Source organism: Flavobacterium sp. GW823-FHT06G12, assembly GCF_058794775.1.
In genome coordinates this window covers 990386-1006591 of sequence record NZ_JBXAHE010000001.1, presented here as the reverse complement: position 1 = coordinate 1006591, position 16206 = coordinate 990386, and the positions used below count along the sequence as shown (strand labels likewise).

The window sequence follows — 16206 nt, the reverse complement described above, 5'->3', positions numbered from 1 at the left end:
AAAAGAAAATTTAAGAATAGGATTAACCAAAATAAAATTGGCTATGATTAAAAATATAAAAAAGGTTTTCGCGATAATAACTCTATTCTCGGTATATGGAGCCTTTGCACAGCAAGACCCGCAATACACGCAGTATATGTACAACACACTCACCGTAAACTCGGCTTATGCCGGTTCGCTGGGACATTTAGCTATAACAGGAATTTACAGAACACAATGGGTTGGTATTGAAGGCGCTCCAGACACTCAAAGTTTTTCTCTCGATACACCAGTCGGAAAAAATGTAGGTCTTGGAATTTCAATCGTAAACGAAGAAATCGGGCCTACAGACGAACAATATCTAGATGCCAATTTCTCCTACACCATTAAATCTGGAGAAACACACAAGCTTTCCTTTGGAATAAAAGGCGGCGGACGTGTGATTAATATCGATTGGTCTAAAGGAAGTTACAAAGATCCCGATGTACAGTTTCGTGAAAACATTACCAACAAATTCCTTCCTGTTATTGGAGCTGGATTGTATTGGCATGGAGAAAGAGATTATATCGGACTTTCTATTCCGAATTTTATGACCCGCGAACGTTATACTTACGATGATATCAGCGAAGATTTGGTCAATCAGAGAATACACGTTTATCTTATTGGAGGTTATGTTTTTGACCTTTCGGCACATACCAAATTCAAACCTGCTCTTTTCCTAAAATATGTGGCTGGCGCTCCAATGATTGCCGATATATCTGCCAATTTTATGTTCAATAACGCTCTTACACTTGGAGTTTCCTATCGTACATCAGATTCTGTGAGCGGTTTGGTCGGAATACAGATCACGCCAATGATTATGGCAGGTTACGCTTACGATTATACTACAACCGCTTTGCAGAATTACAATAGCGGTACGCACGAAATTATGCTTCGTTTTGAACTGGTTTCACGCAAAAAAGGACTAAAATCACCAAGATTCTTTTAATACGAATAGTCTATGAAAAGAACAATTACTATACTCGCATTATTGGTTTTACAGCTGATTCATTCGCAAACCAAAAACAAAACTGCCGATGCTCTTTTTGATAAGATGTATTATGTTGAAGCCGCAAAATCGTATGAACTTTCCATCAACAATGGAGATGCTTCCAAAGAAACACTTCAGCGACTTGGAGACGCTTATTATTTCAATACAAAAATGTCCAGTGCTTCAAAATGGTACGGAAAGCTAATTGCTGACTATCCGAATGAAGTTTCTGCGGAATATTTATTTCGTTACGCACAGTCGCTGCAAGGAATTCAGAATTATGAACTGGCAAAAAAATGGATGAAAAATTTCTCCGAAAAGCAAAAATCGACAGATCCAAGAGCTAAGAATTTTTCTCTTAAAAATGTCACTTTAGAAGATATTGAAAATATAAAACCTTCTTTTCTGTTAGAAAATTTAGACATAAATACTGCTAATTCCGATTTTGGGCCAATGTATTACAAAGGCGACTTGGTTTATTCTACTACTGCTGATTCTTCCTATTGGAAAACAGATCGATACGGATGGAACGATCAGCCTTATCTGAATATGCAACTGGGAAAAATAAGCGAAACGCAATCTAATGTCACTTTTAAAGAACGCTTCGGAAAGGACATTACAACAAAGTATCACGAGGCTTGCATTGCCTTTTCTCCAGATGAAAAAACAATTTACTTTACACGAAATAATTATAACGGGAAATTAAAACGTGACAGTAAAGGCATTAACAATCTGAAAATCTACTCGGCAACGGCTGTAGAAAATCAAAATGGAACCACGCAATGGACCGATATTAAAGAATTGCCTTTTAACAGCGACAATTACTCAGTTGGGCATCCTTCCGTAAGCAAAGATGGTAAAAAGCTGTATTTCGTGTCAGATATGCCAGGAACAATTGGTTCTACCGATATTTTTGTAGTGGATATTTTAGGCAATAATCAATTCTCGGAACCTAAAAATTTAGGCGAAAAAATAAATACAACAGGACGCGAAATGTTCCCATACATTACCGATCAGGCGCTGTATTTTTCTTCTGACGGATTTTTAGGATTAGGAGGTTTAGACGTATTTGAAAGCAGATTAAACGATGGCGCTTTTGACACACCAGCCAATCTAGGAGCGCCTTTAAACAGCAATAGAGATGATTTTGGTTATATCGTTAACGAAGCCACTAACAAAGGTTTTGTGTGCTCAAACAGAAAAACAGGAAAAGGCGATGATGATATTTACTCTTTTGAAAGATCGTGCAACCAAGCCATAAGCGGTTATGTTTTCGATGCTATTTCAAACAACAGAATTGCCGGTGCAATGGTAACGCTTAAAAATGCAAACGGAATAAAAGTGGCTGAAACCGTTTCTCAGCTTGACGGAAGATATGATTTTAACAACAACGTAAATTGCAATACTCCATATACAATCGAGGTTACAAAGGACAATTATAACGCCAATACTAAAGCCATTGTTACCGCAAATAGCTCTGGGAAAACTGAAGCTCTTGTAGGTTTGGATCCTGCTTTAATTGCTCGGGAAAATGGAGTTTTGAAAATAAAAATCGGAATCATTTTCTTTGATTTGAACAAATCAGATATACGCTATGATGCTGCAATAGAATTAAATAAAATAGTTCTCTTAATGCATCAGTATAACTCAATTGTTATAAAAATTGAATCGCACACCGACTCTCGTGCCAATGATCAATACAACTTGGAATTATCTGATAGAAGAGCAAAAGCCACAAGAGATTATCTTATTTCTCAAGGAGTTGCTCCCGAAAGAATCGAAAGCGCAATTGGTTACGGAGAAACCCAATTAATCAATAATTGCTCCAATGGCGTTCCGTGTACAGAAGCGCAACATCAAGTCAATCGCCGAAGCGAATTCATCATAACAAAAATGTAAAAAAAAAAAAAACGCCTTAAGAATCCAATCTCAAGGCGTTTTTCTATAATCTTTCTTCTTGCTCCTATTGTCTATTGTCTCACTGAAGCTTCACACACATCCATTCTCCTTTCATAATCAACTTATCTTCATCAAAGGCTTCACCAGATTGTTTTATGATTTTTTCGCTTGTACGAATGTTTTTTACGACAAATTTAACGAGTTTATTGAATTCAACACCTCCAAAAAACTCCACTTTATCTAAGCTAACTAAGCCAAAAACGCCATCTGCGATTCCTAAAAGCTTTATTCCTGCACCACCACATTGCGCCATAGCTTCGATCAAAATAGTTCCCGGAACAAAATTAAAATCGGGAAAACTGCCCTGAAGCCAGGCATCTTTATCTGTAAACGTCTTTAAACCAACGATTGTGTCTGTTGTATAAGAAATAATTTCATCTACAAAGAGAAATGGAGCACGATGCGGAATTAAGTCTTCTATTTTTTTAGTCATGTCTGTAATTTTTAACAATGTACGAATCTGAACTGAAATAGACAATATTAAAATGGCATCTGTGTTAAAAGCAGGTTAAAATGTTAAAAAAAGGCTGACTTAAAAACAAGTCAGCCCACGTTATCAACTCTAAAATCACAAGTTTTATTCTGTTAACAAAACAAAACTTTTCGCATCTGCTTTGATTTTATTTCCATCAAAATCAATATCGATTATTGCTGCTTTTCTTGGAGAAACACCGCTATTGCTAAAATGCGTATGCAGGACATATTTCATTTTTCCGTTTTTATCGTAGAAAACATCACCGTGACCTACTCCGTTTATGCCAACATCTTTTCTGCTAATTATCGGACTTTCAGTCGCTTTTTCCCAAGGTCCCATTGGACTTGAAGCTGTCGCATAACCCACTGCATAATCGGGATTTCTAAAATCGTTTGCAGAATAAATCATATAATACAGATTATTGTGCTTTAAAACTGTCGGACCTTCTGTAACCGGCCATGAAACATTCTGGGTATTTTCCCACGGAAGAATACCAGAAATACATTCTTTCAGCGTTTCTTCTTTTATTCCAGAGAAATCATCATTCAATTCAGCTACAAAAATTCGGTTTCCATTAGTCAAACGCACGTGATAAAGGTATTTTTTGCCGTCCTGATCAACAAAAAAGAAAGGATCAATCTGTTTGCCGGAATTAAACATTGAAGCCTTAGAATCGTTTTTAAATGGCCCAAGCGGACTATCGCTGCTTGCAATGGCAATATTCTCATCGGCAGTATAAATCATATAAAACTTATTATTGCTTTTAAAAACTTGTGGCGCCCAAAAACCTTTCGTTCCATAAGCATCTCCTTTTTTTAATGCCAGTCCATTTTGTGCTCCAATGGGACCTTTCCATTTTTTTAAATCGGAAGAAGTGTACACTTGAAAACCTTCTCCGTTAGGAAAATCTCCTGTCGTTGTTCCGTACAAATAATAAACTCCATTTTCGTAAAAAATAGTTGGATCTGCCAACAAGATTGGTTGCTCTTTTGAAGTCGTTTTTTTAATCGTTTCTTTATCTTGAGAACAACAAATAAAGACACAAAACAGACTTAAAAGCGTAAAATACTTTTTTATTTTCATTGTTAAACTTTTTATTTAATTAAATCAATTTAAAAACTAAAAATCAATTAGTTAAAACAACACTATAGAAAACCTCTATGATAAAAATTTTGTTAAAAACCCGTCATTTCGCTTCAAAAAAGTCTTTTTTATTTTTTACAAAAAAGTCTTTCAAATAACGTTTTTCAACTCCTAATTTCCAGCTCAAAACTCATAACTATTTAGCCGAAAATTGATACAAAGAAACCGTATGATACTTCTCTCCTGCTTTTAAAGTTATTTGAGGGAATTTTGGCTGATTTGGCGCATCTGGAAAGTGCTGTGTTTCTAAAGCGAAAGCAGTCCTAAAATCATCTTTAACACCTGATTTAAAGGTGTTTTTGCTTTGCATGAAGTTTCCGCTATAAAATTGCAGTCCAGGCTCTTCTGTGTAAATATCTAAAGTAATACCTGAAACATCACCTATAATCGTTGCCGCATGTATAAATCCGTCTTTTTTAACCGCATTAAGCACATAATTATGATCATAACCTTTTCCGAATTTCAGCTGTTCGTCTTTGGTTTCTATTCTTTCGCCAATTTTATGTTTTGATGTAAAATCGAATGGTGTATTTTTTACCGATTTCAATTCTCCAGTCGGAATCAAACCTTCATCAACTGGTGTAAATTTATCTCCGTAAATCTGTAATTCATGATTTAAAATTGTTCCGCTTCCTTCTCCATTCAAATTGAAAAAGGCGTGATTGGTTAAATTGACAATCGTAGTTTTATCCGTTGTAGCTTCATATTCCATTTTTATCGCATGATCATCTGTAATAGAATAAGTTACTTTTACGTTTAAATTTCCACGAAAACCTTGTTCTCCATCTGGCGAAGCATAGGTAAAAACAAGCGTATTCTCATTTGTCTTTTCAGCATTCCAAACAACGTCTTGAAACCCTTTTATACCACCATGCAGCGCATTTTTTCCGTTATTAAGCGGAATCTGATAGTGTTTTCCTTCGAGCGTAAATTTGCCTAATGCAACTCTGTTGCCAACTCTTCCGATTGTAGCACCAAAGTAAGGTTCTGTTGAGTTTTTGAAGCCTTTTACGCTATTCATTCCGACTACAACATCGGTTGATTTTCCACTTTTATCCTTAACCCATAAACCTACTAATCGCCCGCCATAGTTGGTAAAAGCAGCTTTTATATCTTTATTTTCGATCCAATACAAACTGACTTTTTTACCATCGATTATCGTGTCGAAGTTTTTAGTCTCTAAAACCGTTTTTACTGAATCTGATTTGATTTCCGAGCTTTCTTTTGAAGCCGTATTTTCTTTTTTATTGTCTTTACAGTTAAATTGGAAAAGTACAAGCAACAAAACTGCAGCAATTTGAATATTTTTCATTTTTATCTTTTTTAAAATGACTTTAATTTGACGGAATAGCCAATGGCGTTCCTTCACTAACTGGCTCTCCCAAAACTGGAAAACCGTTGGCGTCCCACTCTATTTTCTGCATTCTTGGTGATCTTTTGTTACCGCATCCTTCTCCTGGGTTTGAATTGGCGTGATATAAAATCCAGTCTTCTTTTCCATCGGGAGATTTAAAGAATGAATTATGCCCTGGCGCATAAACCTTGTTGGTTGAAGATTGTTTAAAAATCGGTTCAGGAAATTTCTTCCAAGCATTTGCATCTAGCAAATTATCTGTGCCATTAAAAGTTAACAATCCTAAAGCATAGAAATCGGTCCAGCAGCCGCTTGCTGAAAACACAATGAAGATTTTTCCATTTCTTTCTAAAAACTGTGGCCCTTCGTTCACATTTACCTCTGGTGGATTCACCTCATCGTGCAAAGCGCCATGTGTTTCCCAATCGTTTGTTGGTGCAGAAATCATAACGCGATCGCCATCAATCTCAAGCGGATTTTTCATTTTGGCAATGTAAATGTTCTGCTGACCGTTTTTGTCTCCTTCCCAGCCTGCCCAAATCATGTATAGCTGTTTTTTATATTCAAAAACATTTCCGTCAATGGCCCACTTATCGGTTTTCGCAGCGATTTTGCCTTTAAATTCAAACTTCCCTTTAAACGGATCTGAAGATTTATTTTCTAAAACATACATCCTGTGATTGTTGTTATCGCCATTATCTGCCGCAAAATAGCAATACCATTTTCCGTTGATGATATGAAACTCAGGCGCCCAGATTTCTGCCGAATAATCGGTGTTTTTCGGCGGTGTCCAAATCACTTTACTTTCTGCATTTTTAATATCCGAAAGATCTTTTGTTTTCCACAAAACCAATTTGTTTCCAAGTGTGTTCGTGTAGTAATAATAACCTTTGTAATATGTGCTGTAAGGATCTGCTCCCGATGGAAGGATTGGGTTAGTAAATGTTTTTTGCTGTGCGAAACTTATCGTTGTGAACAGGAAAAGGATTAGATATTTTTTCATTTTTAGTTTTTTGTTAGTCTTTGAATTTTCTCACGCAGATTTCGCAGATTTTGCAGATTTTTTTATCAGCGTAATCTGCAAAATCTGCGAGAGAAATAAATTTAACTCTAATTCAAAGCATTGATAACCTCCGTATTAATTTTGTTCACTGCTTTAAAATCCATTTTATCTACTTTTCTATCGTAGGTCATAAAACCGTTTACTTCGCCTTCAACATCGGTTGTTTGAGTATAGACTGCAGCCGAGAATCCCGTTTTAACGTATTTTCGAAGCATTTCCGCGTACTTTTTGTATTCGGCGGTAACTTCTGCCTCATTTTTAAATTTGATATAACCCCAGTTGTCATTTGCTCTCCAAAGATGTCCTTCTAACGGAAGACCTATTCCGCCATACTCTCCCAAGACCGTAACTCTTCTAGCATCGTACAAATACATATCTGGACCAGGATAATTGTGTAAATCTAAAATATCTCCCGTTTGAAAGTGATTTCCTCCGCTTGCAGAATTAATCAGACGTGTTGAATCGTGATTCTTTGTCCATTCTGTAATTTCAACAGTTTTAAATTGCCCCCAAGCCTCGTTAAACGGAACCCAAACCACAATACTTGGATAAGAATACAAATGATCCATAATCTCTCTCCACTCTTTTCTGTAGATTTCTTCTGATTTTGCCGAACGCTGTAATTCTGTTCCTTCAAAATACTTTCTATTTTGCCAAACTGGCTGATCGTCTCCGCTTGGCATATCTTGCCAAACCAAAATTCCTAACTGATCGCAATGCGTATACCAGCGCTCCGGCTCGACTTTTACGTGTTTACGAATCATATTAAATCCTAGCTCTTTGGTTTTAATAATATCATATTTCAAAGCTTCATCAGTTGGCGCGGTGTACAAGCCATCTGGCCACCAACCTTGGTCAAGAGGTCCGAATTGGAAATAATCTTTGTTGTTTAACTGCATTCTCACGATTCCGTTTTCATCGCGTTTAGATGAAATTTTTCGCATTGCAAAATAACTTTTCACCTCATCAACCACTTTGTTTTTGCTGATTAAGCGAATTTTAGTCTGATATAAAAACGGACTTTCAGGCGACCACAGTTTCGGATTATTCAAAACAATATCGTTGCTTTCGCCTACAACCGCTTTTTCTTTAGCAATCTCTTTTCCGTTATCGAAAACAGAAATTTCAACTAAATCTCCTTTTTCTGCTCCATTTGCCTCCGCTTTTATACTAATCGTATTTTGATCAATATTTGGCGTTGTTTTTAATGCTGCAATGTTTTTAGCATTTACAGGCTCAATCCAAACCGTCTGCCAGATTCCGGTAACAGGCGTGTACCAAATTCCTTCTGGATTTTTGACTTGTTTTCCTCTTGGTTGAGGCCCATCGTTGGAAGGATCCCAAACTTTTACAACTAGCTTTTGATTTTTCCCTTTTTGGATGAATGGCGTAATGTCAAACGAAAATGGCGTATAACCTCCCGTATGCGAACCGACTTTTACATCATTCACAAAAACTTCTGTTTTCCAATCGACAGCGCCAAAATGCAAAAGGATATTTTTTCCGTTCCAGCCCGATTCAATCGAAAATTGAGTTTCGTACCAAAGTTCGTTTTTAGCTCCCACTTCTTTCATAACCCCAGACAAACTAGATTCAGCCGCAAACGGAACCAGAATATCCCCGTCATATTTTGAAGGCACTGCTTTTCCAAATTCTTGAATGCTATAATTCCACAAACCATTCAGATTTTTCCATTGGCCGCGCTCCATAATCGGACGGGGATATTCGGGTAAAGTTTTCTTCGGATCAACCTGCTCTGCCCATTTGGTCTTGATTTTATCACCTTGTGGTTTCCATTGCGCATTTACCGCAAACATGGATAACAAGGCTAAAAAAAGGATGCTTTTTCTTTTCATATTCTATATTTTTAGGCATTTAATGAATGCCATGATTTTCTTCTAAATCAAAATGAATTACCGGGCTCATCTCCACATAAGCCCGATAATTACTGAACTAAACTAACTTAACTAACCATTTTTTTGAGTTATGAGTTTTGAGTTAGAAGTTATGAGTTCTTGCTAATTGTTATTTTATTCCTCAATAAATAACCAGCTAGTCATCACAACAAAAACTCATAACTCATAACTCATAACTCATAATTCATAACTTATAACTTCTTCGTAAGACCAAATTTCTTCACCAAACTGTCGTATTCTTTTTTAGAGATTGTAATCATGCAGCCGTGGCGTACTTTTTCCGGAAGACTGTATTTGTCCCAATCTGAGAAAAAAGTGTAGCCTGAGGCTTGAAACCAAGGTCCGTTTAGGTTGTCTGCAATCGATAATCCGTAGGAAACACCTGGATATTGTTCGTAATACATGTACCATATTTTGTCATCTGGAGAAGGAATTAACATTGGCGCTTCTCTAAAGTTTGGACTGATAGATTGCTGGGGCAAAGAATAAGGTCCTAAAAGATTTTTTGATTTGGCAATTCGGATGGTCTTTCCGGTTGTCCAATACAAAGTTGGATACGTTTCGTCTTTAATCACGGCGTAATAAGAATCGCCAACTTTACGAATAAAAACATCAATCGTTCCCATATCCCAATCGAATAAACGTTTTGGTGTTCCTTCGAAAGTTTTTAAATCTTTAGACAAAACATACAAGGTACGCTGACTAGCCCAATAACGTTCTCCATCTTCTTTAGTTCCTTCCAAATGCGGCGTGTGCCAAGTCATGATGAATTTTTCTGAATCTTTGTCGTAATACAATTTTGGAGCACCAATTCGCTGTAAAGCGTTTGAATAATCTGGCGTGCTTTTTAAATCTGGCGTATAATCAGAATGTTTTTTCCAAGTGATTAAATCATCCGAAACCCAGATGTTAATGCTTTTAGCATCGTCTCCTGTATTTCCTGCAATGTAATATTTCCCGTCTGGGCCTTTGCAAATGTCTGGATGTCCTTTATAATCTTCAAAAACGCGTTTTCCATTGTTCAGATTTTCCCAATGAAGTCCGTCCAAACTAACCGAATAATACAATCTGCCGTAATCGTTATGCGTCATGTGCGCAAAAAGATAGGCTTCGTTTTTTGGTTTTTCGTTCCCCTTAACTTGCCCCGGCGGATCTGGTTGTTGCGCTTTCGCGGAAAATCCAACCAGAATCATCATTAGAAAAAATAAGTTCTTTGTTGTTTTCATAAGCTATTTTTTAATGTGATAATTAGTCAATTTGATAATTAGAAAATGAGATAATGTGTCAATTAGAAAATTAGTCAATTAACACATTTCAAGAATTATCTAATTACCAAATTGACACATTATCTAATTATCTAATTCTTCTTATTCGCCTCAGCAGTCATTTTCTTAATCAAATCGGTTTCGGCTTTAATGTATGGCGTTCCGTCTGTATGTAAAACATCATGAAACCAAAGTTTAGGCTCTGCTGTGTATGTTTTTGTCCAACTGTCCCAAGCGTATTTCGTTTGTGTTTTTCCGTCTACAAATCCCCAATTGATCATACCTACGTTGTATTTTCTAGCAATTGGAAGAAACCCTTCAAAAGTGCTTCCGTTTGGTCTTGCCATATATTCTGTACAGATTAATGGTTTTCCGTAACGCTGTAATTGTTTGATTACTTTTTCGAAGTCCTGAGGCGTATTGTAATTATGGAAAGAAACAATATCAGACTGCTCGATCTGCATTTTGTGCATTGGTTTCATTTTTGCTTCGTCGCTCCAGTCTCCAACCCAAACGCCAGAAGTTAATGGCTGAGAAGGATTGCTCTCTCTCGCCCAAACAAAAACATCTTTTAAAAGCGGTAAAATCAAATCAACTTTGTTTTTAATTTCTACTTTTTCGTAAGATGGTCCTGTCATATTATCTGGTTCGTTCCAAACATCCCAACCTAAAATACGTTTGTCATCTTTAAAATGAGAAACCGTTTCTTTTACATACTTTTCCAAACGTGGATATTGTGTTTTATCCTGAAGCGCCTTTTGTCCCGGAGCCTGCACCCAACCTGAATTATGCGTATGCGGTTTTGGAGCACGCTGTTTGCCTAAAGCTGGAAACGGATCCCAACAAGAATCAAACAAAACAAAAAGGGTTTTTATGTGGTGTTTATCAGCAATTTCTAAAAACTGATCCATGCGTTTGTAAAGTCCTTCTGCATCTTGCTGATGCAATAAATCATGCAGATACACGCGCATTACATTCATGCCTAAATTTTCTGCCCAACCCAATTCTTGATCGATTCTTTTGGGGTCAAAAGTATCTTCCTGCCACATCTCTAACTGATTTATAGCTGTGCTAGGAGAATAATTTGCGCCAACCAACCAAGGCTGTTCTGCGTACCATTTATTGGCCTGATCTTTTGTCCAGATTTCTCTTTTTTCTATTGAGGCGACTTCGCTTTCCTTTTCTTCAGGATTATTTTTTTTATTGTTGCAGCTAAGCAATACGAGTCCTGCTAACATAAATGTCAGACACAATTTTACTTTCTTCATTTCAATTTTATTTTTTTGAACAATCGTTCTTTATGATAAGGGAACCAGACTTTTACATCTGATCCCCTCAAAAAATCAGTTTTAATATCCAGAGTTCTGCTCTAGATTTGGATTATTATCTACATCGCTTTGCGGAATTGGCATTCTATGATTTTTTCCAACTGTGAAGTTTTTAAAATCTGGATCACGAAGCGCAATTTTATCAACAGAAGCTTGAGAATTTAAATCTCCCCAACGTTTTAAATCTTCCCAACGAACGCTTTCGCCACACAATTCCAGAACTCTTTCCATTTTCAAACGCTCTAGGAATTTGTCGTGATCGTTTCCAATTTCAGGATGTGCTGTTGCCAATGCATTCATATTTGCACGAGCTCTAACTAAATCAACATACTGATACGCTTGAGCAGTATTTCCTAATTCGTTTAAAACTTCCGCGTAGCGCAATAAAATATCAGCATAACGAACCAATCTGTAGTTTACCTGATTGTAGTAATCTTCGTTATTTCTGTAATAATCGCGGCTTCCTTTTCTAAACCAAGCTTCATTATTGTTCCATTCCCAATTTCTTCCGTATGTCTTGTCTCCAAAATCGGCTAATAACTGAGGGTAGAATAAAGTCCATCTTAACCTTTCGTCCAATTTTCCGTCTTTATTGTTTTCTTGCTTAAAAGCATCCACTAACCAAATACGTGCTTGTCCGTCAGACCATCCAATTCCTCTTGGCGCGAAAAACTGAGAACGGTTGCTAGAAACTGCAGCATTTTGCGCTTCATCAGTTCCTCCTTTTCTTTGATCTCCAAACTGAATTTCAAAAACAGATTCGGCATTATTCTCATTTGTATCCGTAAAATTATCTCTGTAGTTAGATACCAAACTGTACTTCGCTCCTCCTCCAGAAATTAAAAACTCAAGAGCTCCTTTTGCTTCATTCCATTTGTGCTGTTGCATATATACTTTGGCAAGAAAGGCTTTTGCGGCACCTTTATCTGGTCTTCCTAATTGATCAGCTGACCAATCTCTTGGCAAATCTTCAAAAGCTTCATTCAAATCTTTTTCTACTTGAGCCCATATTTCATCTACCTTTACTTGTTTTGGCAAATCTGCTGGCGTAGACGGATCTAAAACCAACGGCACATCTTCCCAAATTACACCTGCATAGTAATAGTGCAATGCTCTAAAGAATTTAGCCTGCGCGATAATTTTCTTTTTATCATCTTCGTTCTGAAAAGTGATATTCGGAACATTAGCCAAAACCTGATTACATCTAAAAATAGCTTTGTAAGTATCTCTCCACGTTACAGCATTTCCTTCCCAAAAATTATAATTGATATAATTGAATCTCGTCCAATCTGCCAATTCTGTCCACGGACTCACGCTATAACCTTCATCAGAAGTTAAATCCAGACGGAAATAAATCCATCTTGCCCACAAACCGTCTTTATAAAACATGGCATAAATAGAGTTTACACCGGCTTGTGCATCACTTTCAGTTTTCCAATATTGGTCTACTGTAATATCATTTGGGCTATTCAAGTCCAATTCGTTTTCACAAGCGGTAAAAACAAGACCTAGAAAAGCTGCTGTTATAATTATTATTTTTTTCATTACGCTGTTTTTTTAATTAAAAGCTAAACTCTACACCCAAAGAATATGTTCTAAGATTTGGGAATGCCCCATTATCTACACCTCTTTCAAAAATATTACTGTTGGTAAACTCAGGATCCAATCCTTTATACTTAGTAATTGTAATAATGTTCTGTGCCGATAATGTTAACCTTGCTCTCGAAATACCTGAATCTTTTAAGACACTTTGTGGAAAATTATATCCGAATCCGATGTATTTCAATCTGATAAAATCGCCATTTTCTAAGAAACGATCTGTATCTCCTCTTGAATTTAAAGTTGATCCTTTTGTAATTCTAGGAAAATCGGTATTTGGATTTTCAGGTGTCCAAGGCTGAATGCCTCTTCGGTAGTTACTATTGTCATCAAAACGATCTACGACACTTCTAAATCCGTCATAAACAGTAGCTCCATGAGAAGCAATCCAGTTCATAGAAAAATCAAAGCCTTTATATTCAGCTCCAGCGTTTAAACCCATTTCAAATTCTGGCCACGGACTTCCAACGATTGTTTTATCTTCATTTGTAATTTGTCCGTCTCCATTGTTATCCTTAAAACGAATATCTCCAGGAACAGCATTTGGCATGATTACTTTTCCGTCAGCATTTTTGTAATTATTAATTTCTTGCTGATTTTGGAATAATCCATCTGTTTGCAATACATACCACATTCCTACTGGCAAACCAGCTCTTGTTACTGTATTTCCTGAGTAGTTTTCATTTTGTCCGTTACCCAACGAAACCAGTTTGTTGTTTATTTTGGTAAAGTTGACAGAAGCATTAAATGAGAAATCATTGATTTTTTTGCTATAAGCCAATTCCAATTCAAAACCTTTATTTTCTACAGTTGCAGCGTTAGAAATTGGGTTTCCTCCGTCGTTTCCTGTAGTCAATAAAATTGGGAAACCAAATAATACATCTTCAGTACGAGCAATAAAATAATCTGCCGTAAAACGTAAATCATTATTTAAAACTCCTAAATCCAATCCGAAGTTGGTTTGTTTTAGTTTTTCCCAACGCAATTCAGAATTTGATAATTTTACTTGAGTTGCAGAAGGATATAAAGTCTGGTCTTTTCCTAATACAATTTGTCCAAAATTATTTACGAAGCTTTTGTACTCGTAATTTCCAATATTTCCAGATCCTAATTCTCCATAACTTGCTCTTAATTTTAAATCTTTAATGAATTCTGATTTAAAGAAAGATTCGTTGCTTATTCTCCATCCTGCAGAAATAGATGGAAAATTCCCCCATTTATTGCCATCGCTGAATCTTGAAGATCCGTCACGTCTGATTACGGCATTGAATAAATAACGATTATCATAATTGTATTCTAATCTTCCTAAATACGACGTTAAAGCCGCTTCATTAATAAAACCTCCAACAACTGGCGAATCTCCTTGGTTTAAAACTTCATAATATTCTCCAGTTCCAGAATTCATCGGAAGATTTCTTTTTGTTCCGTAAATCTGATCGTAATTGTCTTTTTGATAGGTCTGACCAACTAAAACCGTGATATCATGCTTTCCAAATTCTTTCTTGAAAGTCAATGTATTTTCGAACAATAAAGTTTCTGATCTTCCTTTGTTTTGGTCTGTCTGAGAAGGATCCTCAGGCTGGTTTAAAGTCCAGCTTCCTTTTTTTCTCATGTATTTATAAGAATCAAAACTTGTTTCATAACCAAAATTGAAACGGTATTTCAACCAAGGCACAAATTTTAATTCAGACCAAATGTTACCTCTAATTCTAAAGTTTTCGTTTGTTGTGTTAGAAAAATCAGCTAACGCCAAAGGGTTTGTTCCAAAAGTATCGGCAACTCCTTGTTTTCCGTAACCATATCCGCCTGGGTTAGAAGCGTCATAAAGCGGAATTGTAGGTGTCATTCTGTACACATCAATAATTGGATTTCCAGACATTTCATCTGTTTTAGAATTACTAATGGCTAAATTTTCTCCAATGCTAAAAATTCCTTTTGTACCGCTTGAATTCACACGGAATGAAATTCTGTCAAAATCAGTTCCGATAACAGTACCTTGATTTCCAAAATAATTTCCAGACATAAAGAATGAAGAATTCTCACTTCCTCCAGAAAAACTAGCATTATAATCTTGCATCATTCCCGTTTTAAAAACAGCATCTTGCCAATCTGTATTTACAGCCATATTTAAGTTTTGTCTCGGAAGTCCAGCATTGTCATACGCCATATTGTTGTATTTAGCAAACTCTTCGGTTCCCATTAAATCATAGCGAGGCATAGAGGTAAAACTGCTTTTTGCTGATACTTCAACCTGAAGCGGCCCTTTTTTACCTTTTTTAGTCGTAATGATAATAACACCATTTGCTGCTCTAGAACCATAGATTGCTGCTGCAGAAGCATCTTTTAAAACCTGAATCGATTCGATATCATTCGGGTTAAAATCTCTGTTTGCAGAAGTTACCAGACCATCAATTACATATAAAGGGTTTGTATTTTGAAGGTTTTTAAGTCCGCGAATTTCAACATTGGCTTCTTGGCCTGGGCGTCCGCCACCGCGAACTTTAACTCCCGTAACCAAGCCTTGAAGTCCGTCTGCAACTGTTGTAACTTGTCTTTTCTGAATTTCTTCTGGTTTAACTAATGCAACAGCTCCTGTAAGGTCTTTTTTCTGTTGCGATCCATAACCTACAACAACTATCTCGTCCAATTTCATGGCATTTTCTTCCATAGTAACATTTACAGAAGTTTTGTTGTTGATTGCAATTTCGATTGTTTTGTAGCCTTGCGAACTAAAAACTAGTGTCTGATTTCCACTGGCGGTAATTTTATAGCTTCCGTCAAAGTCTGTAACGGCACCATTTTGGGATCCTTTTATTAAAACATTCGCAAAAGGAACCGATTCGCCAGTTGCGGTAGTAACTTTTCCCGTAACAGTAATCTGCTGGGCAAAAGCGGACTGCAGTAATAAACTAAAGAAAACCAAGAGGTGATATCTCTTCGTTAAAAAGTGAGTGAACTTTGTTTTCATTGATTTTTGCATTTTAGATAGTTTTATTTCTTTTTGTGGTTTGGTTTAATGAAATATTGCTCTTTTTTATCCGTCTGGAATACGGGCAAAAAAAGAATTAATATTCTTTGGTTCTAATAAATTGTTC

General features: G+C 36.4%; 11 protein-coding genes. 2 read left to right on the top strand and 9 right to left on the bottom strand.

Annotated features, from left to right (window positions below; genetic code table 11):
* The first annotated feature begins 43 nt into the window (after positions 1-43).
* Both AC1Q5Z_RS04360 and AC1Q5Z_RS04355 read left to right on the top strand, forming a co-directional pair.
* A complete protein-coding gene (locus AC1Q5Z_RS04360) occupies positions 44-967 on the top strand; it encodes a PorP/SprF family type IX secretion system membrane protein (RefSeq protein ID WP_492443892.1) in 924 nt (307 codons plus the stop codon).
* Between the two features lie 12 nt (positions 968-979).
* On the top strand, positions 980-2908 hold the full coding sequence (locus AC1Q5Z_RS04355; RefSeq protein ID WP_492443891.1) for an OmpA family protein: 1929 nt from the start codon (positions 980-982) through the stop codon (positions 2906-2908).
* A 79-nt stretch (positions 2909-2987) separates the two neighbouring features.
* On the opposite strand, the gene AC1Q5Z_RS04350 is transcribed toward AC1Q5Z_RS04355, so the two are convergent.
* The 9 genes from AC1Q5Z_RS04350 to AC1Q5Z_RS04310 all read right to left on the bottom strand — a co-directional run bounded on the left by AC1Q5Z_RS04350 (position 2988) and on the right by AC1Q5Z_RS04310 (position 16079).
* Complete coding sequence (locus AC1Q5Z_RS04350; protein ID WP_198855957.1) at positions 2988-3401, bottom strand: 3-hydroxyacyl-ACP dehydratase FabZ family protein; 414 nt, start codon at positions 3399-3401, stop codon at positions 2988-2990.
* 144 nt (positions 3402-3545) lie between these two features.
* Positions 3546-4526: a glycoside hydrolase family 43 protein gene (locus AC1Q5Z_RS04345; protein ID WP_492443890.1), complete on the bottom strand. Its 981-nt coding sequence runs from the start codon at positions 4524-4526 to the stop codon at positions 3546-3548.
* A gap of 196 nt (positions 4527-4722) precedes the next feature.
* Positions 4723-5898 carry an aldose epimerase family protein gene (locus tag AC1Q5Z_RS04340; RefSeq protein ID WP_492443889.1) on the bottom strand — a complete coding sequence of 392 codons (1176 nt, stop codon included), beginning with the start codon at positions 5896-5898 and terminating at the stop codon, positions 4723-4725.
* A gap of 22 nt (positions 5899-5920) precedes the next feature.
* The gene (locus AC1Q5Z_RS04335) at positions 5921-6943 is read right to left on the bottom strand and encodes a glycoside hydrolase family 43 protein (RefSeq protein WP_492443888.1); all 1023 of its coding nucleotides are present in this window, start codon (positions 6941-6943) and stop codon (positions 5921-5923) included.
* A 107-nt stretch (positions 6944-7050) separates the two neighbouring features.
* Positions 7051-8859 (bottom strand): glycoside hydrolase family 2 protein, encoded by a 1809-nt coding sequence (locus AC1Q5Z_RS04330; protein ID WP_492443887.1) that lies wholly within the window; start codon positions 8857-8859, stop codon positions 7051-7053.
* A gap of 251 nt (positions 8860-9110) precedes the next feature.
* Positions 9111-10145: a glycoside hydrolase family 43 protein gene (locus AC1Q5Z_RS04325; protein ID WP_492443886.1), complete on the bottom strand. Its 1035-nt coding sequence runs from the start codon at positions 10143-10145 to the stop codon at positions 9111-9113.
* 131 nt (positions 10146-10276) lie between these two features.
* On the bottom strand, positions 10277-11452 hold the full coding sequence (locus AC1Q5Z_RS04320; protein WP_492443885.1) for a cellulase family glycosylhydrolase: 1176 nt from the start codon (positions 11450-11452) through the stop codon (positions 10277-10279).
* Positions 11453-11533: 81 nt separating this feature from the next.
* Entirely contained in the window at positions 11534-13057 is a 1524-nt protein-coding gene (locus AC1Q5Z_RS04315) for a RagB/SusD family nutrient uptake outer membrane protein (protein ID WP_492443884.1), read from the bottom strand.
* A 16-nt stretch (positions 13058-13073) separates the two neighbouring features.
* Positions 13074-16079 carry a SusC/RagA family TonB-linked outer membrane protein gene (locus AC1Q5Z_RS04310; protein ID WP_492443883.1) on the bottom strand — a complete coding sequence of 1002 codons (3006 nt, stop codon included), beginning with the start codon at positions 16077-16079 and terminating at the stop codon, positions 13074-13076.
* Positions 16080-16206: the final 127 nt, after the last annotated feature.